This is a genomic window from Pseudomonas sp. E102 (assembly GCF_052660185.1).
The window spans coordinates 909,836-934,036 of sequence record NZ_CP084025.1 but is presented as its reverse complement, the minus strand read 5'-3'; the positions used below and the strand labels follow the sequence as shown (position 1 = coordinate 934,036).

Sequence of the window (24,201 nt, the reverse complement as noted above, 5' to 3'; positions counted from 1 at the left end):
TATCAACCCTCCTTCGCGGGCGCGGGCGCCGATTGGCCGCTGTCTTTCAGGGCCTTGGTCACTTCCGGCGGCATGTACTTCTCGTCGTGCTTGGCCAGCACTTCGTCGGCCACCACCACTCCGTCTGCATTGAGCTTGCCCAGGGCGACGATGCCCTGCCCTTCGCGGAACAGGTCAGGGAGAATGCCGCGGTAGGTGATGGTCACGGTCTTGTTGAAGTCGGTGACGTTGAACCTCACGTCCAGCGAATCGCTGGAACGCACCAGCGACCCCTGCTCCACCATGCCGCCGGCGCGGATGCGAGTGTCCTTGGGCGCCTCTCCGCTGGCAATCTGCGTCGGGGTATAGAACAGGTTGATGTTCTGCTGCAGGGCGCTCAGGGCCAGGCCGACCGCCGCGCCGACGCCGACCAGGATCGCCAGAATGATGACAAGACGTTTTTTGCGCAGCGGATTCACTGACCATTCTCCCGGCGCAGACGACGCGCCTCTTGTTGCAGATACCGCTTGCGGGCCAGGATCGGCGCCGCCACGTTGAGAGCCAGCACCGCCAGGCAGATGCCGTAGGCTGACCAGACATACAAGCCGTGATGGCCCATGGCGAGGAAATCGCCGAATGACGCGAAACTCATCGAGCGGCCTCCAGGCTGTTCTGTACTTCGGCTTTCACCCAGCTGGCCCGGGACTCGCGCTTGAGCACTTCCAGGCGCATGCGCAGCAGCAGCACCGCGCCGAAGAAGCAATAGAACCCCAGCGCGGTCAGCAACAGCGGCAGCCACATCTCCACCGGCATCGCCGGTTTTTCAGTGAGGGTGAAGGTCGCGCCCTGGTGCAGGGTGTTCCACCACTCCACCGAGTACTTGATGATCGGGATGTTGATAACCCCGACGATCGCCAGCACCGCGCTGGCCTTGGCGGCGCTGTCACGATTGCTGATGGCGTTGCCCAGCGCAATAAGACCGAAGTACAGGAACAGCAGGATCAGCATCGACGTCAGTCGTGCATCCCAGACCCACCACGAACCCCAGGTCGGCTTGCCCCAGATGGCCCCGGTGACCAGCGCCACGGCGGTCATCCAGGCGCCGATGGGCGCGGCGCATTGCAGGGCTACGTCGGCCAGTTTCATTTTCCACACCAGCCCGACCACGCCGCATACCGCCAGCATCACGTAGATCGACTGGGCCAGCATCGCCGTCGGGACATGGATATAGATAATGCGGAAGCTGTTGCCTTGCTGATAGTCCGGCGGCGCGAAGGCCAGGCCCCAGACCACGCCGATGCCGATCAGCAACAGGGCGGCGATGCTCAACCAGGGCAGCATTTTGCCACTGATGCCGTAGAACCACTTGGGTGAGCCGAGCTTGTGAAACCAGGTCCAGTTCATTGCAGATTCCATCACGGTTGCGGCTCGCTATCGCGAACCGCTGGGGCGGCCTTTACTTCCTGGGAAGTGGTCAACTCCTGACCAGGCCTCATTATTATTCGCCGACGCTGATCTTCAGGCCAGCGGCTATTGCAAAGGGTGTCAGGGTTATCGCCAGGGCGGTCAGGCTCCCAAGCCACAGCAGATAACCGGTTGCCGGCATGCCTTGCAGTGCCGCTTGCAAGGCGCCACTTCCAAGGATCAATACCGGTATGTACAGCGGCAGAATCAGCAGGGCCAGCAACAAGCCTCCGCGCTTGAGCCCCACAGTCAGCGCCGCGCCTACCGCGCCGAGCAGGCTCAGCACCGGCGTGCCCAGCAACAGCGACAACAGCAGCACCGGCATGCAGGCCGCGGGCAAGCCCAGCATCATCGCCATCAACGGCGAGAGCAGCACCAGCGCCAGGCCGGAAAAAACCCAGTGTGCCAGTACCTTGGCCAAAACCAGAAGGGCCAGGGGGTGCGACGAAAGGACCCACTGTTCCAGGGATCCGTCCTCGAAATCACTGCGGAAAAGCCCGTCCAGCGAGAGCAGGACCGATAAAAGCGCTGCCACCCAGACCAGTCCAGGCGACAACGTTTGCAACAATTGAGTCTCCGGGCCGACCGCAAGCGGGAACAAGGCGATGACGATTGCGAAGAATACCAACGGGTTGGCCAGTTCGGCCGGACGACGGAACAACAGGCGCGCCTCACGGGCGAGCAACAAGCCAAAGACACTCATACCGCCCAGTTCCCCAGGTCGATGCTGCGATAACCGGAGGGCATCCGGGCCAAGGTGTGGTGCGTGGTCAGCAACACCATGCCGCCGTTTTCGCAATGGCCGGCCAGGTGTTCTTCAAGTTGCGCCACGCCCTGCTTGTCCAGAGCGGTGAACGGCTCGTCGAGGATCCACAGTGGCGGGCTGTCCAGGTACAGCCGGGCCAGGGCCACGCGGCGCTGCTGGCCGGCCGACAGGGTATGGCTCGAAACGTCCTCGAAACCTTTCAATCCCACCGCCGCCAATGCCCGCCAAATCGCCTCGCGCCCAGCCGGACGATGCAACGCGCAGAGCCAACTCAGGTTCTCTTCGGGGGTCAGCAGGTCCTTGATGCCGGCGGCATGGCCGATCCAGAGCAGGTTGCGTGCCAGTTCGCTACGCTGGCTGTGCAGCGGCTGGCCGTTGAGCAGGATCTCGCCGGCGGTGGGCTGCATCAACCCGGCCAGCAGGCGCAACAGGCTGGTCTTGCCACTGCCGTTGGGGCCACTGATCTGTACCATATCGCCAGGCGAGAGTCTCAATTCGAGATTTTCGAAAAGCAGTCGCAGATCTCGCTCACAGGCGAGGCCGACGGTTTGCAGGAGAGGACTGGTCAAGGGATCACGAGCCTTATACGGTTCAAGTCGGCAGTGCGGCAGCCGTTAAAGTGATGCAGCATAGATGCATTGACGGCCCGATCCACAGAGCTGCGTCAAACAATTGCAAGGTTTTGCCACTCTCTGGAAGGCGGGCGGCATTATACATGTGAAGTTCTTCTCTCAAGAGCGCTGATTTCCCCAAGGTAATACCGCAGATGACAGGCGACATGAACATCCCGCCGCTGCCCCAGCCCACGGCAACGACGCGTATGCCGGCGGTCACGGGCGAGTTGCTCAAGCTGCTGGCACCGGCCGAGGGATTGATCGGTCCGGGCCAGACCGCCAAGGCCGAGGTGCTGTCGCTCAAGCAGGCGGACCAGGCTTTCCAACTGCTGCTCAAGGTCACGCTGGAGAGCGGCCGGCAGGCCACCGTACAAGCCACCAGCACCCAGCCGCTGCCCCAGGGCACCAGCCTGGCCGTGACTCAGCCTTCGGCCAGCAACCTGGCGATTACCGTGCAGCAGGCCCTCGCCTCCAGCGTCGCCGCCCTGACCCGGATCGACACCGCGCAATTGCCCGTGGGCACTTTGTTGCAGGGCAAAGTGCTGACCAGCCAGGCCTTGCCGCAACAGCCCGGGCAACCGGCGGTGTATCGCTCGCTGGTAAGCCTGCTCAACACCGCCCAGGCCGGCAGCACCCTGGACATTGACAGCCCGCAGCCGCTGCGCATCGGCATGCTGTTGAGCGCCCAGGTACAGGATGCTCAGACATTGAAATTCTTGCCCTTGAGCAATCGCCAGGAGCAATTGGCGGTGAGCCAGCAATTGGTGACGCAAGTGAGCCGCCAGGGCTCGCTGGACAGCCTGCTCACCGCCCTGCAAAACCTTCCCGCCAGCGATGACGCCGGCCCCGAACTGCGCGCGGCGGTGACACGCCTGCTGGCTGGCCTGCCGGACGTACAACAACTGAGCACTCCCAAGGGCCTGGCCCAAGCCATGGTCGCCAGCGGCGTGTTCCTGGAAAGCAAGCTGCTGGCCGGCCAACCGCCAAGCCTGGCCCCGGACATGAAAGGCGACCTGCTGAAACTGATCGCCCAACTGACACCCGCCCTGCCCGCTTCCGCCAACCTCTCCGCGGTCATCGCCGCCAACACCCTGGCCCAGGCATTGCCCAGCTTCGTGCGCAGCGCCCTGGGGATGCTCGGCCAGGTCAGCGCCAAGCCACAACCCACCGGCTTTCCGCTGCCCGCCAGATTATTGAAAGGTCAGGATGAAGAAGGTGACCTGGAGCATCTGCTGCGCCTGGCGGCCGCCGCCGTGTCACGCCTGCAAAGCCATCAGCTGTCCAGCCTGGAGCAAACCGGGCTGACCGATGACGGCCGGTTGATGAGCACTTGGCAACTGGAGATTCCGATGCGCAACCTGCAGGACATCGTGCCGTTGCAGGTCAAGTTCCAGCGCGAGGAAACCGCCGCCCGGGAACAACCGGACGAACGCCGCGAACAAACCGAACCGAAACAGCAGCTCTGGCGGGTCGAGCTGGCCTTCGACATGGAACCGCTGGGGCCGCTGCAGATCCAGGCCCAGTTGCTCAGTGGCAGCCTGTCCAGTCAGCTGTGGGCAGAACGAGCGTACACCGCGGGCCTGATCGAAAGGAACCTGACCGCATTGCGCGAGCGCCTTGTGACGTGCGGGTTGAATGTCGGCGACCTCGACTGCCACCTCGGCACCCCGCCCCAAGGACCCAAGACCCGGCTGGAACAACGCTGGGTGGACGAAACCGCATGACAACCCACACCGAACCCCGCCAGGCCATCGCCCTCAAGTACGACGGCCACCACGCCCCCACCCTCACCGCCAAGGGCGACGAAGCCCTGGCCGAGGAAATCCTGCGCATCGCCCGCGAGAGCGAAGTACCGATCTACGAAAATGCTGAACTGGTGAAGTTGCTGGCACGGCTGGAGCTGGGCGACAGCATTCCGGAAGAGTTGTACCGCACGATTGCCGAGATCATTGCGTTTGCCTGGAACCTGAAGGGCAAATTTCCCCAAGGCTTCGACCCGCATGCGCAAAACATCGAGAAAGACGTGACGGAGCGTGGGGATGATTACTAATCGCTGAAGGCGCTACCCGTGGCGAGGGAGCTTGCTCCCGCTCGGCTGCTAAGCAGTCGTAAAAGCTGGGGCCGCTGCGCGACCCAGCGGGAGCAAGCTCCCTCGCCACGGGGACCGGGCTGGAATGATTATTTCTGAACGCCAGAAAAACCTGTGGGAGCGAGCCTGCTCGCGATGGAGGTCATACATTCAGCATATTTGCTGACTGTCACACCGCTATCGCGAGCAAGCTCGCTCCCACACAGAGGTCACGGAACGCGGGAATGATCAGCGATCAGCGACGACGCTATCCGTGGCGAGGGAGCTTGCTCCCGCTCGGCTGCGAAGCAGTCGTAAAAACCTGGGGCCGCTGCGCGACCCAGCGGGAGCAAGCTCCCTCGCCACGGTGGCTGGGCTGGAATGATTATTTCTGAACGCCAGAAAAAACCTGTGGGAGCGAGCCTGCTCGCGATGGCGGTCATACATTCAGCATATTTGCTGACTGTCACACCGCTATCGCGAGCAAGCTCGCTCCCACACAGAGGTCACGGAACGCGGGAATGATCAGCGATCAGCGACGACGCTACCCGTGGCGAGGGAGCTTGCTCCCGCTCGGCTGCGAAGCAGTCGTAAAAACCTGGGGCCGCTGCGCGACCCAGCGCGAGCAAGCTCCCTCGCCACGGGGACCGGGCTGGAATGATTATTTCTGAACGCCAGAAAAACCTGTGGGAGCGAGCCTGCTCGCGATGGCGGTCATACAACCTATTTGCTGACTGTCACACCGCTATCGCGAGCAAGCTCGCTCCCGCATGGGTTCTGGGGGATGGCTAGATATCAGCCGCCCTTGTGCAACTTGCTCATCAATTCGGCTTCGGCCTGGGTCAGGCCGCACGCCTGGGTCAGTTCGTCGATGCTGGCGCCCATGCCGACCAGCCGGGCGGCTTGGGCAAAGGACAAGCTGGAGGGGTCGCGCTGTTCCAGTTGCGCCAGTTTGTCCGGCAATGGCGCGACGACGGCACGCAGCTCATGGAGCGCTTCGCCCATGCGCACGGTGCCGTTCTGATAGTCGTCGACACGCTTGGCCAGGTCCCGGATGCGCTGATCGCGCAGCGCATCGCCCTGGGCCTGTTGAGCGGCGATTTCCCGCTGGCCACGTATGTAGGACAAAAACATCGCCAGCGTGCCTGCCCAGAAAAGGAACAGGACAATGACTGCTACCTCAAGAATCAAATCAGATACTCTCCAGTTCCGACCACTCTTCTTCGCTCATCATTTTTTCCAGTTCGACCAGGATCAGCAACTCGTTGTTCTTGTTGCACACGCCCTGGATGAACTTGGCCGATTCCTCGTTACCGACGTTAGGCGCGGTTTCGATTTCCGACTGACGCAAGTAAACCACTTCAGCAACGCTATCGACCAGGATACCGACCACTTGCTTGTCCGCCTCGATGATCACGATACGGGTGTTGTCGTTGACCTCGGTGGAGTTCAAGCCGAAACGCTGACGGGTGTCGATCACGGTCACGACGTTACCACGCAGGTTGATGATGCCCAGCACGTAGCTTGGCGCACCCGGGACCGGGGCGATCTCGGTGTAGCGCAGCACTTCCTGCACGCGCATCACGTTGATGCCGTAGGTTTCGTTATCGAGCTTGAAAGTCACCCATTGCAAGATCGGATCTTCGGAACCCTTGAGAGACGACGCCTTATCATTCATACCCTGACCCCTCGAAAAACCGCCTGTGGCGGTGTGTGTTCTGTCCGGCGTCGCCCTGCGCCGCCGGTTGTCTTATTTCGGTTTCCGGACCGGCTTGGCGCCGTCCAGGTGTTTTGCCCCGCCGCTGGCGATCAGCTCCGCCAGTTCGGAAACGTCCAGCAAGGCGCACATGTGTTCGATCACCGTACCGGCCAGCCATGGCCGTTGCCCTCGATGGCTGCGCCACTTGATCTCGTTCGGGTCCAGGCGCAGCGAACGGCTGACCTGATGCACCGCCAATCCCCATTCGTAGCCCTGCACAGAAATCACGTACTGCAGGCCCTGGCGAAAATCATCGCGATAACGATCCGGCATGACCCAGCGCGCGGTGTCCAGCACTTTCAGGTTGCCGGCCTGGCTCGGCAGGATTCCGAGGAACCACTCCGGTTGGCCAAACAACGGCGTCAATTCCTGCCCGGCCAGGGAGTAGATCGATCCCAGGCACACCAGCGGCACCGCCAGCGTCAAACCGGCCACATCGAACAACAAACACTCGAACGGCTCGGCGGCCCACGCCGGGCGATCATCGCCCGGCGCCGGCGGCGGCGTGTTGCTCGGCGGCATGTGGATTTCCACTACCGGCGTCACCAACCCCTGCAACAATGGCGCGACGGTGGAGACCGGCGCCAGGATCGGTGCGGGTGCTTCCATCACCGCCAACTGCGGCTTGACGAACGGCGCTTCCACCGCTGTCACAATCGCTGAAGCCTGTGCATCACGGGCCTGCTCCTCGAGCACGGCGGCCTGGAACTCGTCGAGCGCGGGTTCGGCTTCGACAGGCTCGGGCAACGCCTGGAACGCGCTCGGCTGCGCTGGCAATTCATCGGTCGCTTCCTGCAACAGCCCATCCAGATAGGACTGCAGGGCCAATTGGGGACGCGAAGTTGTCTTGATGGGGCGGTTCATGGGAACTGTGCGCCACTTGAAAAGGTTATCGGCATGGATACGGCAGGACTTGAGCGCCCGCAAGCAAGCACAACGTCTAAGGAGAACTTCATCAACTCAAGCCACCTGCTGCGCAACGAGCTGCTGGGCCAGCAGGTGCTTGAGAAGCGCGCGATAGGCCAGTACACCACGGCTTTTGCCATCGAATTGCGACGGTGTCACGCCGGCGCGGCTGGCGTCGCGCAAACGCGTGTCCACCGGGATGTAGCCTTGCCAGATGTCGTCCGGGTACATGTCGCGCAGCACTCGCAAGGTGCCGAGGGACGCCTGGGTACGACGGTCGAACAGGGTCGGCACGATGTTGAATGCCAGCGACTGCTTGCGTGAACGGTTGACCATCGCCAGGGTGTTGACCATGCGCTCCAGGCCCTTCACCGCGAGGTGTTCGGTCTGCACAGGAATGACCAATTGCTGGCTGGCGGCCAAGGCATTGACCATCAGCAGGCCCAGCAACGGCGGGCTGTCGATGATCGCGTAATCGAAATCCTGCCACAGCTGCGCCAGACTCTTGGCGATCACCAGGCCCAGGCCGCTCTGGCCGGGCGATTGGCGCTCCAAGGTGGCCAGGGCGGTGCTCGACGGCAGCAAGGAGATCCGCTCGTCGCTGGTGGACAGCAGCAACTGCCCCGGCAAGCCTTCGGGCACGCTGCCCTTGTGCAGGAACAAATCGTAGTTGCTGTGTTCCAGGCTATCGGGATCGTAGCCGAAGTAACTGGTCATCGAGCCATGGGGGTCCAAATCGACGATGACCACGCGCTTGCCGGCCTCGGCCAGCAAACCGGCTAAAGCGATGGAGGATGTGGTTTTGCCCACACCACCTTTTTGATTGGCGACTGCCCAGACTCTCATTCGGATCGTTCCTCCCGGTCGAGACGGGCTCGACCGAGAAATAGCTCGGTTATAAAGCCGGTGACGGAGAATTGACGGCGTTCTGTCTATCCGGCGACTTGACCGGGGTCGGTGCAGTTTGTGTGCCAGCCCGCTTCAATGCCGCATCGGGCTTTGCATTGGCGGTGCCGGTACCGGTCAGGCTGCGACGCACATCGAGGTTGCGCGAAACCACCAGCACCACCCGTCGATTGCGTGCGCGCCCCTCGGCCGTGGCGTTATTGGCCACCGGCTGGAATTCGCCATACCCCACCGACGCCAGGCGGCCCGGGTTGACACCCTGCATGGCGAGCATGCGCACGATGCTTGCCGAACGGGCCGACGACAATTCCCAGTTGGTGGGGTACTGCGCGGTGCGGATCGGCTGGTCGTCGGTGAAACCTTCGACGTGGATCGGGTTGTCGAACGGTCTCAGGATCGCCGCCACTTTATCGATGATGTTGAACGCCATGTCGCTGGGCATCGCGTCGCCGCTGCCGAACAGCAGGCTGGAGTTGAGTTCGATCTCGACCCACAACTCGTTGCCACGCACGGTCATCTGGTTGGAGCTGATCAGGTCGCCGAACGCCGAACTGATGTCATCGGCAATGCTCTTCAACGGATCGCTGCCACCGGCAATGCCGGCGTCGACCTGTTCGCTGTCCTTGACCAGCGGCTTGGCCGGGGTCGTCGTCTTCGGACGCTCTTCGCCGATGGGAATCGGCTTGAGGGCGCGGTCCGAATCGGTAAAGACGCCGATCAACGCTTCGGAAATGACCTTGTACTTGCCTTCGTTCACCGAAGAGATCGAATACATGACCACAAAAAAGGCGAACAGCAGCGTGATGAAGTCGGCATAGGAAACCAGCCAGCGTTCATGGTTGACGTGTTCTTCACGATGTCTGCGACGCGCCATCTGCCATTTCCCCCATCAGTCCATGAAGCCCTGGAGCTTCAACTCGATGGAACGCGGGTTCTCGCCTTCGGCAATCGACAGGATCCCTTCCAGCAGCATTTCGCGGTAGCGCGACTGGCGCAACGCAATGGATTTGAGCTTGGCCGCGATCGGCAGCAGCACCAGGTTGGCGCTCGCCACGCCGTAGATGGTGGCAACGAATGCCACGGCAATGCCGCTGCCCAGTTGCGACGGATCGGCCAGGTTGCCCATCACATGGATCAAACCCATGACAGCACCGATGATACCGATGGTCGGCGCGTAGCCTCCCATGCTCTCGAACACCTTGGCCGCTTCGATGTCGCGGCTTTCCTGGGTGTAGAAATCCACCTCCAGGATGCTGCGAATCGCTTCGGGTTCGGCGCCGTCCACCAGCAATTGAAGGCCCTTGCGCGAGTAGCTGTCGGGTTCGGCATCGGCCACCCCTTCCAGCCCAAGCAGGCCTTCCTTGCGGGCGGTCAGGCTCCAGTTGACCACGCGGTCGATGCCGCCGGCCAGGTCGACCCGAGGTGGAAACAGAATCCACACCAGGACCTGCATGGCGCGCTTGAAGGCGCTCATCGGCGACTGCAACAGCGCAGCGCCTACAGTGCCACCGATCACGATCAACGCGGCCGGGCCGTTGGCCAGCGCACCGAGATGACCGCCTTCCAGGTAATTGCCACCAATGATGGCGACGAACGCCATGATGATGCCGATCAGACTGAGCACATCCATTACAGGCACGCCTCGATCAGATGTTTACCCATGTCGTCCAGGCTGTAGACCGCGTCAGCCAGGTCGGCCTTGACGATCGCCATGGGCATGCCGTAGATCACGCAACTGGCCTCGTCCTGGGCCCAGATCGCACTGCCGCCCTGCTTGAGCAGGCGCGCACCCTCGCGGCCATCGGCACCCATGCCGGTGAGCACCACCGCCAGAACTTTGTCGCCGTAGGATTTCGCCGCGGAACCGAAGGTGATGTCTACGCAAGGCTTGTAGTTCAAGCGCTCATCGCCCGGCAGGATTTTCACCGCGCCACGGCCGTCGATCATCATCTGCTTGCCACCCGGTGCCAGCAGCGCCAGGCCTGGACGGAGGATGTCGCCATCCTCGGCTTCCTTGACGCTGATGCGGCACAGTTTGTCCAAACGTTCGGCGAACGCCTTGGTGAACGCGGCGGGCATGTGCTGGATCAACACGATCGGGGCCGGGAAGTTCGCTGGCAGCTGGGTCAAGACCCGTTGCAGCGCAACCGGGCCGCCCGTGGACGTGCCGATGGCGACCAGTTTGTAGGCCTTGCGCTTGGGCGCTGGCGACGACGGGCTGGCCGGCGCCGGGCGAGCGGGCGCCGGCGCAGGAGCACTGCGAACCGGCGCCGAACTGAAGCTGCTCGACGCAGAAGGCGCAGGCGTTGGTGCTGGCGCAGCAGCCGGCACTGACGCCGGTGCGCTGTAGGCACTGACGCGGCGGTTACTGCGGGAAATACTGTGGACCTTCTCACATAGCAACTGGCGGACCTTGTCCGGGTTGCGCGAGATGTCTTCAAAGTTCTTTGGCAGGAAGTCCACCGCCCCGGCATCCAGCGCATCGAGGGTGACTCGGGCGCCTTCATGGGTCAGGGACGAGAACATCAAAACCGGGGTCGGACAGCGTTGCATGATATGCCGCACTGCCGTGATGCCGTCCATCATCGGCATCTCGTAGTCCATGGTGATCACGTCCGGCTTGAGCGCCAGGGCCTGATCGATCGCCTCTTTGCCATTGGTCGCCGTACCGACGACCTGAATGCTCGTGTCCGCTGAAAGAATTTCCGAGACGCGGCGGCGGAAAAACCCCGAATCGTCCACCACCAGGACTTTAACTACCATAAACACTCCGTTAGACAAGGCGCGGCGTCGGGCCGCGCCCCTCCAGAATCAAATACGCCGAGCGGCGTAGCGCTTGAGCATGCTAGGCACATCGAGGATCAACGCGATGCGGCCGTCGCCGGTGATGGTGGCGCCGGACATGCCCGGGGTGCCCTGGAGCATCTTGCCCAACGGCTTGATGACCACTTCTTCCTGGCCCACCAACTGGTCGACGACGAAGCCGATCCGCTGGGTGCCCACCGAAAGGATCACCACATGGCCTTCGCCCTGCTCCACATGAGCGGCAGAGCTGACCAGCCAGCGCTTGAGGTAGAACAGCGGCAGTGCCTTGTCCCGTACGATGACCACTTCCTGGCCATCGACGACGTTGGTGCGCGACAGGTCGAGGTGGAAAATCTCGTTGACGTTGACCAGCGGGAAGGCGAACGCCTGGTTGCCCAGCATCACCATCAGGGTCGGCATGATCGCCAAGGTCAACGGGACCTTGATGACGATCTTCGAGCCCTGGCCCTTGGTCGAGTAAATGTTGATCGAACCGTTGAGCTGGGAAATCTTGGTTTTCACCACGTCCATGCCCACGCCACGACCCGACACATCGGAAATCTCGGTCTTGGTCGAGAAGCCCGGGGCGAAGATCAGGTTGTAGCACTCGGTGTCGCTCAGGCGATCGGCCGCGTCCTTGTCCATCACACCGCGTTTCACGGCAATGGAACGGAGCACGTTCGGGTCCATGCCCTTGCCGTCGTCGGAGATCGACAGCAGGATATGGTCGCCTTCCTGCTCGGCGGCCAGGATCACCTTGCCGCTGCGGACCTTGCCTGACGCTTCGCGCTCTTCCGGCGACTCGATGCCGTGGTCGACCGCGTTGCGCACCAAGTGGACCAGCGGGTCGGCCAGGGCCTCGACAAGGTTCTTGTCGAGGTCGGTCTCTTCACCCACCAGTTCCAGGTTGATTTCTTTCTTGAGCTGGCGGGCCAGGTCGCGAACCAGGCGCGGGAAGCGCCCGAAAACTTTCTTGATCGGCTGCATCCGGGTCTTCATGACCGCGGTTTGCAGGTCAGCCGTGACCACGTCGAGGTTCGACACGGCCTTGGACATGGCTTCGTCCTGGCTGTTGAGGCCCAGGCGCACCAGCCGGTTACGCACCAGCACCAGTTCGCCGACCATGTTCATGATCTCATCCAGCCGCGCGGTGTCGACGCGAACGGTGGTCTCGGCTTCGCTCGCCGGTTTTTCGGCGGGCGCGGCAGAAGGCGCGCGAGCCGGGGCTGGCGCCGCTGCGGCGGCAGGCTTCGGGGTTTCCGCTTTCGGTTCCGGCGCCTTGGCGGCCGGCTTCGGCGCGGCCTTGGCGGCGGGTGCAGCCGTGGCGGCAGCGGCAGGCGCGGCGGCGGCCGTGCCGACTTCGCTGAACTTGCCCTTGCCATGCAGCTCGTCGAGCCGCGATTCGAATTCGTGGTCGCTGATCAAGTCGCTTCCGGCTGCCGCTGCCACTGGTTTGGCCGGGGTCGGCGCCGAAGCGATGGCCGAATCCAACGCGTCGACGGCAAAGTTGCCCTTGCCATGCAACTGGTCGAGCAAGGCTTCGAATTCGTCGTCGGTAATGTCGGAGTCATCCCCCGCTGCCTTTGGCGCAGCCGGGGCCGCCGGCGCTACGACCGCATCGGGGGCGAACTGGCCCTTGCCGTGCAGTTGGTCGAGCAGCGATTCGAACTCATCGTCGGTAATTTCATCGCTGGCAGCGGCATCGGCGGCTGGCGCAGCGGGCGCGGCCGGAGCCTCGGCTTCGGCCTTGACGGCGTTCAGCGAGTCCAGCAGCGATTCGAATTCATGATCGGTGATGTCGCCCGATTCTTGCGCAACCGGTTCTTCGACCACAGGCTCGGCAACGGGCATGGCTTCGTCAGCCGACTGCGGCTCGGCCAGGCGCGACAGCGCGGCGAGAAGCTCGGGGGTGGCCGGGGTGATCGGCGAGCGCTCGCGCACTTCGCTGAACATGCTGTTGACCGCATCCAGGGCCTCGAGCACCACGTCCATCAGTTCCGAGTCGACGCGACGCTCACCCTTGCGCAGGATGTCGAACACGTTCTCGGCAATGTGGCAGCACTCCACCAGCTCATTGAGCTGGAGGAAGCCGGCGCCTCCTTTTACAGTGTGGAAACCGCGAAAAATTGCATTGAGCAGATCCGCATCATCAGGTCGGCTTTCCAGCTCGACCAGCTGTTCGGATAGTTGCTCTAGAATCTCGCCGGCCTCAACCAGGAAATCCTGAAGGATCTCTTCATCGGCGCCGAAGCTCATTAATGGCTGCTCCTAAAATAGGGCTAAAACTTAGAATCCAAGGCTGGACAGCAAATCGTCCACATCGTCCTGACCGGACACAACGTCTTCTCTTTTATCGGCATGAATCTGCGGACCTTCACCCTGAGAGAGATGTTTTTGTGGATCTTTTTCGGCAAGCATCGCTTCACGGTCGTGTTCGATACCTGCAAAGCGGTCGACCTGGCTAGCCATCAGCACCAGTTTGAGCAGGTTGCTTTCCACTTCGGTGACCAGCTGGGTCACACGCTTGATCACCTGGCCGGTCAGGTCTTGATAGTCCTGGGCCAGCAGAATGTCGTTGAGGTTGCTGGCCACGGCGCGATTCTCGGCGCTGCTGCGCGCCAGGAAACCGTCAACCCGACGGGCCAGCTCCCGGAACTCCTCGGCGCCGACTTCGCGACGCATGAACCGTCCCCAATCGGTGCTCAACGCCTGGGCTTCCTCGCTCAGGCCGTTGACCAGGGGCGTTGCGCTTTCCACCAGGTCCATGGTGCGGTTCGCTGCGGCTTCGGTCAGCTTGACCACATAACCCAGGCGCTCGGTGGCGTCGGTGATCTGCGAGACTTCCTCGGCCTGCGGCATGTTCGGATCGATCTGGAAATTGACGATCGCGCTGTGCAGTTCACGGGTGAGCTTGCCGACTTCCTGGTACAGACCGCGATCACGGGTCTGGTTGAGCTCATGAATCATTTGAACCGCATCGCCGAAGCGGCCCTTTTCAAGGCTGTCTACCAGTTCGCGGGCATGTTTTTTCAGGGTCGATTCGAAATCGCCCATTGAAGATTCGTTGTCCATAGCTCCCCCGTGGCGCCGTTAACCGATGCGTTCGAAGATTTTTTCGATCTTCTCTTTCAACGCCTGGGCCGTGAAGGGTTTGACCACATAGCCGTTCACACCGGCCTGGGCCGCTTCGATGATCTGCTCGCGCTTGGCTTCGGCAGTGACCATCAGCACCGGGAGGTGCTTGAGTTTTTCGTCGGCGCGCACGTGGCGCAGCAAGTCGATACCGGTCATGCCAGGCATGTTCCAGTCAGTCACCAGAAAGTCGATGCTCCCGCTGTTGAGGACCGGAATGGCGGTTGTGCCATCGTCGGCCTCGACCGTGTTGGTGAACCCGAGGTCACGCAACAGGTTTTTTATGATCCGCCGCATCGTTGAGAAGTCATCAACGATGAGGATTTTCATGTTCTTGTCCAATTCGACCTCCAAGCAGTCTTAAACGCGCCCAGCACCTAGACGCGCCATTTCAATCAATCCGGCACAACACTCGACAACGGTATGGAGCACAACGGATGGAGACTGGCCCGGCATACGCCATGCCAGCCCCGCTCGCAGCGTCCCCACACTGCTCGTCAGCGCGCTCGCCACTCCCCCAAACGCCCCCGCAAGCGGGCCGCGCACTGGCTATGTAACTGGCTGACCCGCGATTCGCTTACCCCCAGGACTTCACCGATTTCCTTGAGGTTCAGCTCTTCGTCGTAGTACAGCGCCAAGACCAGTCGCTCACGCTCCGGCAAATTGGCAATCGCATCCGCCAGGGCGCTCTGGAAACGTTCATCTTCCAGGTCGCGCGACGGCTCCATGTGAGCACTCGCGCCGTCCTCGTGCAGCCCTTCGTGTTCGCCGTCCTGCAACAGGTCGTCGAAACTGAACAGGCGACTGCCCAAGGTATCGTTCAAAATCCCGTAATAATCATCGAGACTCAACTGGAGTTCGGCCGCAACCTCGTGATCTTTAGCGTCTCGCCCGGTTTTCGCTTCAATCGCACGAATCGCGTCGCTGACCATGCGGGTGTTGCGATGCACCGAACGCGGCGCCCAGTCGCCCTTGCGGACCTCATCGAGCATCGCCCCGCGGATACGGATACCGGCGTATGTCTCGAAACTGGCGCCCTTGCTCGCGTCGTATTTGTTCGACACTTCGAGCAGGCCGATCATGCCCGCCTGGATCAAGTCCTCGACCTGGACACTGGCCGGCAAACGCGCCAGCAAGTGGTAGGCGATGCGCTTGACCAGTGGCGCGTAACGCTCGATCAATTCGTACTGGGCGTCCCGTGCCGATTTTTTGTAGAGATGGTTGTAACCGCTGGCTGTCATAACACGGGCCCTGCTGTTTGTTGCACGAGACGCTCGACGAAAAATTCCAGATGCCCACGTGGGTTGGCCGGCAGCGGCCAGGTGTCGACCTTCTGGGCGATCGCCTTGAACGCCAGGGCGCATTTGGAACGAGGAAAAGCTTCATAAACGGCACGTTGCTTCTGGACAGCCTTGCGTACGCTTTCGTCGTAAGGCACTGCGCCGACGTATTGCAGGGCGACGTCCAGGAAGCGATCCGTGACCTTGGTCAACTTGGCGAACAGGTTGCGTCCTTCCTGTGGGCTTTGGGCCATGTTGGCCAGGACGCGAAAGCGGTTCATGCCATAGTCGCGGTTAAGCAGTTTGATCAGCGCGTAGGCGTCGGTGATCGACGTCGGTTCGTCGCAGACCACCAGCAACACTTCCTGGGCGGCGCGCACGAAACTGACCACCGAGTCACCGATACCGGCTGCCGTGTCGATCACCAGCACATCGAGGTTGTCACCGATGTCGCTGAAGGCCTGGATCAGGCCGGCGTGCTGCGCCGGGGTCAGGTGAACCATGCTCTGGGTGCCGGAGGCGGCCGGCACGATGCGAATCCCGCCGGGGCCTTGCAACAGCACGTCGCGCAATTCACAGCGCCCTTCGATCACGTCCGCCAGCGTGCGCTTGGGTGTGAGCCCCAGCAGCACGTCGACGTTCGCCAGGCCCAGGTCGGCGTCCAGCAGCATGACCCGTCGGCCAAGCTCTGCCAGAGCCAGGGACAAGTTCACTGACACGTTAGTCTTCCCGACGCCACCTTTGCCGCCGGTCACCGCGATCACCTGTACGGGATGCATGCTGCCCATGTTCGTTCTTTACCTTGTCTTACTTAGACGGAGGCCACATTACTGGCTGCGCGTTCACATACGGAACAATGCATGGCAGACCATCGATGTAGGTACAAAAAATATTCATGAATACCTCAGCCAACCTGCTTGGTCGGGCTGTGGTAGATATCAGCGAACATGTCAGCCATGGCTTCTTCGCTGGGTTCTTCCTGCATTTGCACACTCACGGCACGACTGACCAGTTGATGACGGCGCGGCAGATGCAAATCATCCGGGATCCGCGGCCCGTCGGTCAGGTAGGCCACCGGTAGTTCATGACCGATCGCCAGGCTCAACACCTCGCCCAGGCTTGCCGTTTCGTCCAGCTTAGTCAGGATGCAGCCGGCCAGCCCGCAGCGTTTGTAACTGTGGTATGCGGCGGTTAGAACCTGTTTCTGGCTGGTGGTTGCCAACACGAGATAATTTTTTGACTTGATGCCACGCCCGGCCAGGCTTTCCAGCTGCATGCGCAGGGCCGGATCGCTGGCTTGCAGGCCGGCGGTGTCGATCAGTACGACGCGCTTGCGCATCAGCGGTTCCAGCGCCTGGGCCAGGGACTGGCCCGGATCCACATGGGTCACCGACACATTGAGGATCCGGCCCAAGGTCTTGAGTTGCTCCTGGGCACCGATGCGGAAACTGTCCATGCTCACCAGGGCGATACTCTGGGCGCCGTACTTGAGTACATAACGGGCCGCGAGCTTGGCCAGAGTGGTGGTCTTGCCCATGCCGGCCGGGCCGACCATGGCGATTACTCCGCCCTCTTCCAGTGGCTCGACTTCCGGCGTGGCGATCATCCGCGCCAGGTGCGCAAGCAGCATGCGCCAGGCCTGGCGAGGCTCGTCGATGTCGCTGATCAATGCCAGCAGGTCGCGCGCCAGCGGGCCGGACAGGCCAATGCGTTGCAGGCGACGCCACAGGTTGGCCTGGGCCGGACGGCTGCCTTGCAGTTGGTTCCAGGCCAGCGAGCCGAGCTGGACTTCCATCAGCTCGCGCAGGCTGTTGAGTTCGAAGCGCATCGAGTCCAGGGCACGGGGATCAACGCCCGCGGCTGCGGCAACGGGTACCGGTGCCGGACGACGCGGTTCGGCCGGCGTCGGCTCGATCAGCGGTTCGGCAGCGGTCAGCGGCAGGCCTGCGGTCAGTGGCTGGCCGGCGAACAATTGACGATTGGTGCCCGCGCTGGCCGAGCCTTCGCTGCTGCGCAGGCTCAACTCGGCCTGGGCGCTGGCGATGCGCGACTGAGTCTTGCGCAGCTCGTCCTCGAGCTCCATGTTCGGAACGCGAGGGGCCAGCGCCGACAATTTGTAGTCCAGGGCCGCCGTCAGCTCGACACCGCCGGCGATACGACGGTTGCCGATGATGGCTGCTTCAGCGCCCAGCTCGTCACGAACCAGTTTCATGGCCTGACGCATATCGGCGGCGAAAAAACGCTTCACTTGCATAAACCACTACCTCAGCCGTTGGGCCCTACTGTCGCAACGATGGTCACTTGCTTGTTGTCCGGTATTTCCTGGTACGCCAGCACATGCAGCCCCGGGACCGCGAGGCGCCCGAACCGCGAAAGCATCGCGCGAATCGGACCGGCCACCAGCAGGATCACCGGTTGGCCTTGCATCTCTTGCCGCTGGGCTGCTTCGATCAGCGAACGCTGCAGCTTCTCGGCCATGCTTGGCTCCAGCAGAACACCCTCTTCCGAGCCTTGTCCTGCCTTCTGCAGACTATTGAGCAATATCTGTTCCAACCTTGGTTCCAGAGTGATCACAGGCAGCTCAGACTCAGTGCCTACAATGCTTTGGACGATTGCGCGGGATACGCCGACCCGCACCGCAGCCACCAGAGCGGCGGTATCTTGACTCTTCGAAGCGTTGTTGGCGATCGCTTCGGCAATGCTGCGTATGTCGCGCACCGGAACCTGTTCGGCCAGCAGCGCCTGCAACACCTTGAGCAATTGGGACAACGAAACCACGCCCGGCACCAATTCTTCAGCCAGTTTCGGCGAGCCTTTGGCCAGTACTTGCAGCAGTTGCTGGACTTCTTCGTGACCGATCAGCTCGCTGGAATGCTTGTAGAGAATCTGGTTCAAGTGGGTCGCCACGACCGTGCTGGCGTCCACCACGGTATAACCGAGGGACTGGGCCTGGGCCCGCTGGCTGATTTCGATCCACACCGCTTCCAGGCCGAAAGCCGGATCCTTGGCGGTAATGCCGTTGAGCGAACCGTAGACCTGCCCTGGGTTGATCGCCAGCTCGCGGTCCGGGTAGATCTCGGCTTCCGCCAGGATCACGCCCATGAGCGTCAGGCGATAGGCGCTCGGCGCCAGGTCGAGGTTGTCGCGAATGTGGACGGTGGGCATGAGGAAGCCCAGATCCTGGGACAGCTTCTTGCGCACGCCCTTGATCCGCGCCAGCAACTGACCGCCCTGGTTGCGATCGACCAATGGAATCAAGCGGTAGCCGACTTCCAGGCCGATCATGTCGATCGGCGTCACGTCATCCCAACCCAATTCCTTGGTTTCCATGGCACGCGCTGGCGACGGCAGCAGTTCCTGCTGGCGCTTGACCTCTTCCAGCGCCTGGACCTTCTGCACGTTCTGCTTCTTCCAGAACAGGTACGCGCCACCCGCGGCCAAGGCCGCCATGCTCAGGAAAGAAAAGTGCGGCATTCCCGGCACGAGACCCATCACCGCCATCAGGCCGGCCGCCACGGCCAGGGCCTTGGGCGACGCGAACATCTGGCGATTGATCTGCTTGCCCATGTCTTCGGAGCCCGAAGCACGGGTCACCATGATCGCCGCCGCTGTGGATAACAACAGTGATGGCAATTGCGCCACCAAACCGTCACCGATGGTCAGCAACGCGTAGACCTTGCCGGCGTCGCCGAAAGCCATGCCGTGCTGGAAGATACCGACGGCCATGCCGCCAATCAGGTTGATGAACAGGATCAGCAGGCCGGCGATGGCGTCACCGCGGACAAACTTACTTGCACCGTCCATGGACCCGTAGAACTCGGCTTCCTGGGCTACTTCGAGACGGCGCAGCTTGGCCTGGCTCTGATCGATCAAGCCGGCATTGAGGTCAGCGTCGATCGCCATCTGCTTTCCAGGCATCGCGTCGAGGGTGAAACGCGCGCTCACCTCGGAAATCCGCCCGGCGCCCTTGGTCACCACGACGAAGTTAATGATCATCAAGATGGCAAAGACCACGATACCGACCACGTAGTTGCCGCCGATCACCACTTCGCCGAAGGCCTGGATCACCTTACCGGCGGCCTGGTGCCCCTCGTGACCGTGAATCATCACCACCCGGGTGGACGCCACGTTCAGCGCCAGGCGCAACAGCGTCGCCACCAGCAGGATGGTCGGGAAGACGGCGAAGTCCAATGGGCGCAGGGCGTATACGCACACCAGCAGCACCACGATCGACAAGGCGAGGTTGAACGTGAAGAACACGTCCAGCAGGAACGGCGGTACCGGCAGCATCATCATGGCGAGCAGGACCAGCAGCAACAGCGGCACGCCCAGATTGCCCCTGCTGAGGTCTACGACGTTGCTGCGAGCGGTGCTGAGTAACTGAGAGCGATCCACCAATATTCCCCGTTCCTGGAAGCAAACTTTTGACGCCCGGAAGGGGCGCAGGCGGGGTATTGCAAGAAGCTTTCCAACTTTCGCGGGAGGTTGAAATAGAGGCTTTCAAGGGATGCCGACCTGTGGGAGCGAGCTTGCTCGCGATGGCGGAGGGTCAGTTTGTGCGAGCGTTGACTGGAAGACCGCTATCGCGAGCAAGCTCGCTCCCACAGGGGCTTTGGCACCTTGGTTCAGGAATCGCGGCGCAAATCCGGCGGGATGGGCAGGTCCTTGAGCGGTTCTGGCCGCTTGGCCTTGCCGGCGCGGTGCTGGCGGATCTGGTAGACGTAGGCCAGCACCTGGGCGACGGCGAGGTACAAGCCTCCCGGGATTTCCTGGTCAAGCTCGGTGGAGTAGTAGATCGACCGCGCCAATGCCGGAGATTCGAGCAGCATCACTTCGTTGGCGACGGCGATCTCGCGAATCTTCAACGCCAGGAAATCGCTGCCCTTGGCCAGCAGGACCGGCGCATTGCCCTTGTCGGGATCGTACTTGAGCGCGACGGCATAGTGAGTCGGGTTGGTGATGACCACGTCGGCGTCGGGAATCGCCGCCATCATCCGCCGCTGGGAAACCTCGCGCTGCAACTGGCGGATCCGCTGCTTGACCTCCGGCTTGCCCTCCGAGTCCTTGTACTCGTCGCGCACCTCCTGCTTGGTCATCATCAATTTCTGCTTGCTCTGGTAGAGCTGGATCGGCACGTCGATGGCGGCGATGAGGATCAGCCCGCAAGCCATCCACAAGGTGCTCCAGCCGACCAACTGCACGCTATGGATGATGGCTTGCTCCAGCGGCTCATGGGCAATGCGCAGCAGATCGTCGATATCGGCCTGCAACACCGCCAGCGCGACGAACAACACCAGGAGAAATTTTCCGAAAGCCTTGAGCAGTTCCATCAACGCCGTGGTGGAAAACATGCGCTTGATACCGGCGGCCGGATTCATCCGGCTGAACTTCGGTGCCAGGCTACCGGCGGCGAACAGCCATCCGCCCAGGGAAATCGGGCCGATGAAAGCCGCCAACAGCAGAAAAATGAGCACCGGTTGCATTGCAAGCATCGCGATCTTGCCCGAATGCAACAGGTACTGCGTCATAGCGCCCGGCGTGAGCAATACCTCGCGAGGCAAGGAAAAATTCAACCGCATGATTTCCAGCAGATCCAACGCCAGTCCGCCACCGTAAATCAGCAAGCCACCGGCACCGGCGAGCATGATCGCCAGGGTGTTGAGCTCCTTGGAACGGGCAATCTCGCCCTTTTCCCGGGACTGCTTCTTGCGTTTCTCGGTGGGGTCTTCTGTTTTATCCTGACCGCTTTCGCTCTCGGCCATGGTTCAGCGCGCCTGTGCCATGTCGCGTAACAGCTGCAAGGCCTGGGTGGCCAACGGCTGATACTGATTGAGAATGTCCCCCAGGCTGACCCAGAAAATCACCATGCCCAGCACCAGGGTCAGCGGGAAGCCGATGGAAAAGATGTTCAACTGCGGCGCCGCCCGGGTCATCACGCCGAAGGCGATGTTGACCACCAGCAGCGCGGTAATCGCCGGCAACACCAGTACCATCGCCGCGCCGAGGACCCAGCCAAGCTTGCTGGCAATGTCCCAGAAATGATTGACCAGCATCGCGCTGCCTACCGGCAATGTGGTGAAGCTCTCCGTCAATACTTCGAACACCACCAGATGCCCGTTCATGGCGAGGAACAGCAACGTCACCAGCATCGTCAGGAACTGCCCGATAACGGCAGTGTTCACGCCGTTGGTGGGGTCGATCATCGAGGCGAACGCCATGCCCATCTGGATCGAGATGATTTGCCCGGCCACCACGAATGCCTGGAAAAACAACTGCAGCGAAAAGCCCAGCAAGGCGCCTATGAGGATCTGTTCGGCCACCAGCATCAACGCGGTGAGGTCCAGGGCGTTGACCGGCGGCATGGGCGGCAGCCCGGGGGCGATGACCACCGTAATCGCCAGGGCGAAATACAGGCGCACACGACCCGGCACCAAGGTCGTGCCGAAGACCGGCATGCTCATCAGCACGGCCGTGACACGAAACAACGGCAGGATGAACGACGCCACCCAGGTACTGATCTGGGTATCCGTCAGCGCGAGCATCGACATCGTCAGCCGATCAACTGCGGAATACTGCCGTACAACTGCAGGATGTATTCCATGAAGGTTTGCACCAGCCAGGGACCGGCGACGATCAGCGTGACCAGCATCACCAGCAGGCGCGGCAGGAAACTCAGGGTCTGCTCGTTGATCTGCGTGGCGGCCTGGAACATCGCCACGAGCAAGCCAACCAGCAGGCTCGGGATCACCAGGATGGCCACCATCATGGTGGTCAGCCAGAGGGCCTCGCGGAACAGGTCTACCGCTACTTCAGGCGTCATATCGTACTACCCGCGTGAGAGGTCTAAACACCGCCGAAACTGCCCGCCAGGGTGCCGATGATCAACGCCCAGCCATCCACCAGCACGAACAGCATGATCTTGAATGGCAGCGAAATGATCAGCGGCGACAACATCATCATGCCCATGGCCATGAGGATACTGGCGACCACCAGGTCGATGATCAGGAACGGGATGAAAATCATGAAACCGATCTGGAAGGCGGTCTTGAGCTCGGAGGTCACGAACGCTGGCACCAGGATGGTCAATGGCGCCTGGTCGGGGCTGGCAATGTCGGTGCGTTTGGACAGGCGCATGAACAGCTCCAGGTCGCTGCTGCGGGTCTGGGCGAGCATGAAATCCTTGATCGGCACCTGGGCCCTGGCCACGGCATCCTGGGCGCTGAGGGTTTCCGCCAGATAGGGTTGCAGCGCGTCCTGGTTCACCCGGTCGAACACCGGCGCCATGATGAACATGGTCAGGAACAGCGCCATGCCGGTGAGGATCTGGTTCGACGGCGTCTGTTGCAGGCCAAGGGCCTGGCGCAAGATCGAAAAGACGATGATGATCCGGGTGAAACTGGTCATCAGCATGACGAACGCCGGGATGAAACTCAGCGCGGTCATGATCAGCAGGATCTGCAAGCTGACCGAGTATTCCTGTGCCCCTTCGGCGTTGGTGCCCAAGGTGATCGCAGGGATCGACAGCGGGTCGGCGGAGTACGCCAACGGCGCGGCCAGCATCAGGGCCAACGCCAAGAGAATGCGCAACGGCATTACTTTTTATCCTTTTGGTCTTTTCCCAGCAGTTCCATGAGCCGTTGGGCAAACTCGGGCGTGGCCTGCTCCGTGACCGGCACCTGCACCGGTTCCTTCAGGACATGCAGCGCAGTGATGCTGCCAGGACTCAGGCCGAGCAGGATCTGCTCGGTGCCGACCTGCACCAGCACCAGCCGATCCCGTGGCCCCAGCGCGCGGGAACCGACAATGTCGATGACCTGCCCTTTGCCGGCAGGCCCCGCCTGCTGAACGCGTCGCAGCATCCACGCCAGGAAGAAAATCAACCCGAGCACCACCAGCAGGCCCAGCACCAGTTGCGCCAGTTGCCCGGCCATGCCGCTGCCACTCGCCGGCGCAACGGCAGCCGTGGCCACCGGCTCGGCTGCCAGAACACTGAACGGCAGCATCAGGGCTGCGGCGAGAAAGCCTTTCATTCAGCGCAGCTTCTTGATGCGTTCGCTCGGGCTGATCACGTCCGTCAGGCGAATGCCGAACTTCTCGTTGACCACAACCACTTCGCCATGGGCGATCAGGGTGCCGTTGACCAACACATCCAGCGGCTCACCGGCAAGGCGATCCAGCTCGATCACCGAGCCTTGGTTGAGCTGCAGCAAGTTGCGGATGTTGATGTCGGTGCTGCCCACTTCCATGGAGATCGACACCGGGATGTCGAGGATCACGTCCAGGTTGGGACCGTCGAGCGTCACTTGTTCGTTGCTTTTCGGCACGCTGCCGAATTCTTCCATTTGCAAGCGGTTGGACCCATGGTTGCCTGTGTCAGCCGCCAGCAATGCATCGATGTCTGCCTGCCCGGCATCGCCGGTTTCTTCCAGGGCCGCAGCCCACTCATCGGCCAGCGCCTGGTCATCCTGGGTATTCATATCGTCAGCCATCATGTTTCCTCGGCGGGCAAAAATCGGTTAAAA

General features: G+C 61.8%; 27 protein-coding genes. 2 read left to right on the top strand and 25 right to left on the bottom strand.

What is annotated here, in order from left to right; translation table 11 throughout:
• Positions 1 to 2: 2 nt before the first annotated feature.
• The 5 genes from ccmE to ccmA form a co-directional block, all read right to left on the bottom strand.
• The gene (ccmE, locus tag DOCECA_RS04460) at positions 3 to 458 is read right to left on the bottom strand and encodes a cytochrome c maturation protein CcmE (RefSeq protein ID WP_445571504.1); all 456 of its coding nucleotides are present in this window, start codon (positions 456 to 458) and stop codon (positions 3 to 5) included.
• Entirely contained in the window at positions 455 to 631 is a 177-nt protein-coding gene (ccmD, locus tag DOCECA_RS04455; protein WP_007939192.1) for a heme exporter protein CcmD, read from the bottom strand. The genes ccmE and ccmD overlap by 4 nt, the downstream gene beginning before the upstream one ends.
• Positions 628 to 1,383, bottom strand: a complete 756-nt coding sequence (locus tag DOCECA_RS04450) for a heme ABC transporter permease (RefSeq protein WP_434610302.1) — start codon at positions 1,381 to 1,383, stop codon at positions 628 to 630. Before DOCECA_RS04450 ends, ccmD begins: the two co-directional genes overlap by 4 nt.
• 94 nt (positions 1,384 to 1,477) lie before the next feature.
• Positions 1,478 to 2,146 carry a heme exporter protein CcmB gene (ccmB, locus tag DOCECA_RS04445; RefSeq protein ID WP_420767900.1) on the bottom strand — a complete coding sequence of 223 codons (669 nt, stop codon included), beginning with the start codon at positions 2,144 to 2,146 and terminating at the stop codon, positions 1,478 to 1,480.
• Entirely contained in the window at positions 2,143 to 2,778 is a 636-nt protein-coding gene (gene ccmA, locus DOCECA_RS04440; protein WP_445571503.1) for a cytochrome c biogenesis heme-transporting ATPase CcmA, read from the bottom strand. The genes ccmB and ccmA overlap by 4 nt, the downstream gene beginning before the upstream one ends.
• 197 nt (positions 2,779 to 2,975) lie before the next feature.
• Here ccmA and fliK point away from each other — a divergent pair, with 197 nt between their 5' ends.
• Together fliK and DOCECA_RS04430 are read left to right on the top strand one after the other, a co-directional pair.
• A complete protein-coding gene (gene fliK, locus DOCECA_RS04435) occupies positions 2,976 to 4,547 on the top strand; it encodes a flagellar hook-length control protein FliK (protein WP_445571502.1) in 1,572 nt (523 codons plus the stop codon).
• Positions 4,544 to 4,873: an EscU/YscU/HrcU family type III secretion system export apparatus switch protein gene (locus DOCECA_RS04430; RefSeq protein WP_420767903.1), complete on the top strand. Its 330-nt coding sequence runs from the start codon at positions 4,544 to 4,546 to the stop codon at positions 4,871 to 4,873. The genes fliK and DOCECA_RS04430 overlap by 4 nt, the downstream gene beginning before the upstream one ends.
• 813 nt (positions 4,874 to 5,686) lie before the next feature.
• Here the strand turns inward: DOCECA_RS04430 and DOCECA_RS04425 are convergent.
• From DOCECA_RS04425 to fliN, 20 genes are all read right to left on the bottom strand, one after another.
• A complete protein-coding gene (locus tag DOCECA_RS04425; protein WP_420767359.1) occupies positions 5,687 to 6,082 on the bottom strand; it encodes a DUF2802 domain-containing protein in 396 nt (131 codons plus the stop codon).
• 1 nt (position 6,083) lies between these two features.
• Positions 6,084 to 6,569 (bottom strand): chemotaxis protein CheW, encoded by a 486-nt coding sequence (locus DOCECA_RS04420; protein WP_024778681.1) that lies wholly within the window; start codon positions 6,567 to 6,569, stop codon positions 6,084 to 6,086.
• Positions 6,570 to 6,641: 72 nt separating this feature from the next.
• On the bottom strand, positions 6,642 to 7,514 hold the full coding sequence (locus DOCECA_RS04415) for a CheW domain-containing protein (protein ID WP_434675166.1): 873 nt from the start codon (positions 7,512 to 7,514) through the stop codon (positions 6,642 to 6,644).
• 96 nt (positions 7,515 to 7,610) lie between these two features.
• Positions 7,611 to 8,402: a ParA family protein gene (locus DOCECA_RS04410; RefSeq protein ID WP_420767361.1), complete on the bottom strand. Its 792-nt coding sequence runs from the start codon at positions 8,400 to 8,402 to the stop codon at positions 7,611 to 7,613.
• 49 nt (positions 8,403 to 8,451) lie between these two features.
• A complete protein-coding gene (motD, locus tag DOCECA_RS04405; protein WP_420767362.1) occupies positions 8,452 to 9,336 on the bottom strand; it encodes a flagellar motor protein MotD in 885 nt (294 codons plus the stop codon).
• A gap of 15 nt (positions 9,337 to 9,351) precedes the next feature.
• Positions 9,352 to 10,092 (bottom strand): flagellar motor protein, encoded by a 741-nt coding sequence (locus tag DOCECA_RS04400; protein ID WP_305499634.1) that lies wholly within the window; start codon positions 10,090 to 10,092, stop codon positions 9,352 to 9,354.
• Entirely contained in the window at positions 10,092 to 11,225 is a 1,134-nt protein-coding gene (locus tag DOCECA_RS04395) for a protein-glutamate methylesterase/protein-glutamine glutaminase (protein WP_434563020.1), read from the bottom strand. Before DOCECA_RS04395 ends, DOCECA_RS04400 begins: the two co-directional genes overlap by 1 nt.
• A gap of 48 nt (positions 11,226 to 11,273) precedes the next feature.
• Entirely contained in the window at positions 11,274 to 13,523 is a 2,250-nt protein-coding gene (locus DOCECA_RS04390; RefSeq protein WP_445571501.1) for a chemotaxis protein CheA, read from the bottom strand.
• Between the two features lie 30 nt (positions 13,524 to 13,553).
• On the bottom strand, positions 13,554 to 14,339 hold the full coding sequence (locus tag DOCECA_RS04385; RefSeq protein WP_420767365.1) for a protein phosphatase CheZ: 786 nt from the start codon (positions 14,337 to 14,339) through the stop codon (positions 13,554 to 13,556).
• Between the two features lie 18 nt (positions 14,340 to 14,357).
• Positions 14,358 to 14,729 (bottom strand): chemotaxis response regulator CheY, encoded by a 372-nt coding sequence (locus DOCECA_RS04380; RefSeq protein WP_003183998.1) that lies wholly within the window; start codon positions 14,727 to 14,729, stop codon positions 14,358 to 14,360.
• A 167-nt stretch (positions 14,730 to 14,896) separates the two neighbouring features.
• On the bottom strand, positions 14,897 to 15,640 hold the full coding sequence (fliA, locus tag DOCECA_RS04375; RefSeq protein ID WP_003184000.1) for an RNA polymerase sigma factor FliA: 744 nt from the start codon (positions 15,638 to 15,640) through the stop codon (positions 14,897 to 14,899).
• Entirely contained in the window at positions 15,637 to 16,467 is an 831-nt protein-coding gene (gene fleN, locus DOCECA_RS04370) for a flagellar synthesis regulator FleN (RefSeq protein ID WP_003184001.1), read from the bottom strand. The genes fliA and fleN overlap by 4 nt, the downstream gene beginning before the upstream one ends.
• A gap of 116 nt (positions 16,468 to 16,583) precedes the next feature.
• Positions 16,584 to 17,933: a flagellar biosynthesis protein FlhF gene (gene flhF, locus DOCECA_RS04365; protein WP_445571500.1), complete on the bottom strand. Its 1,350-nt coding sequence runs from the start codon at positions 17,931 to 17,933 to the stop codon at positions 16,584 to 16,586.
• A gap of 11 nt (positions 17,934 to 17,944) precedes the next feature.
• Positions 17,945 to 20,074 (bottom strand): flagellar biosynthesis protein FlhA, encoded by a 2,130-nt coding sequence (gene flhA, locus DOCECA_RS04360; RefSeq protein ID WP_420767367.1) that lies wholly within the window; start codon positions 20,072 to 20,074, stop codon positions 17,945 to 17,947.
• 230 nt (positions 20,075 to 20,304) lie between these two features.
• Positions 20,305 to 21,441, bottom strand: coding sequence for a flagellar biosynthesis protein FlhB (gene flhB / locus DOCECA_RS04355; protein WP_445571499.1), 1,137 nt, complete (start codon positions 21,439 to 21,441; stop codon positions 20,305 to 20,307).
• 3 nt (positions 21,442 to 21,444) lie between these two features.
• Positions 21,445 to 22,227: a flagellar biosynthetic protein FliR gene (gene fliR / locus DOCECA_RS04350; RefSeq protein WP_420767369.1), complete on the bottom strand. Its 783-nt coding sequence runs from the start codon at positions 22,225 to 22,227 to the stop codon at positions 21,445 to 21,447.
• Positions 22,228 to 22,229: 2 nt separating this feature from the next.
• Positions 22,230 to 22,499 (bottom strand): flagellar biosynthesis protein FliQ, encoded by a 270-nt coding sequence (gene fliQ, locus DOCECA_RS04345; RefSeq protein WP_003184009.1) that lies wholly within the window; start codon positions 22,497 to 22,499, stop codon positions 22,230 to 22,232.
• A gap of 23 nt (positions 22,500 to 22,522) precedes the next feature.
• Entirely contained in the window at positions 22,523 to 23,272 is a 750-nt protein-coding gene (gene fliP, locus DOCECA_RS04340; protein ID WP_445571498.1) for a flagellar type III secretion system pore protein FliP, read from the bottom strand.
• Positions 23,272 to 23,709 carry a flagellar biosynthetic protein FliO gene (fliO, locus tag DOCECA_RS04335; RefSeq protein WP_434610286.1) on the bottom strand — a complete coding sequence of 146 codons (438 nt, stop codon included), beginning with the start codon at positions 23,707 to 23,709 and terminating at the stop codon, positions 23,272 to 23,274. Before fliO ends, fliP begins: the two co-directional genes overlap by 1 nt.
• On the bottom strand, positions 23,710 to 24,168 hold the full coding sequence (fliN, locus tag DOCECA_RS04330; RefSeq protein ID WP_420767372.1) for a flagellar motor switch protein FliN: 459 nt from the start codon (positions 24,166 to 24,168) through the stop codon (positions 23,710 to 23,712).
• Positions 24,169 to 24,201: the final 33 nt, after the last annotated feature.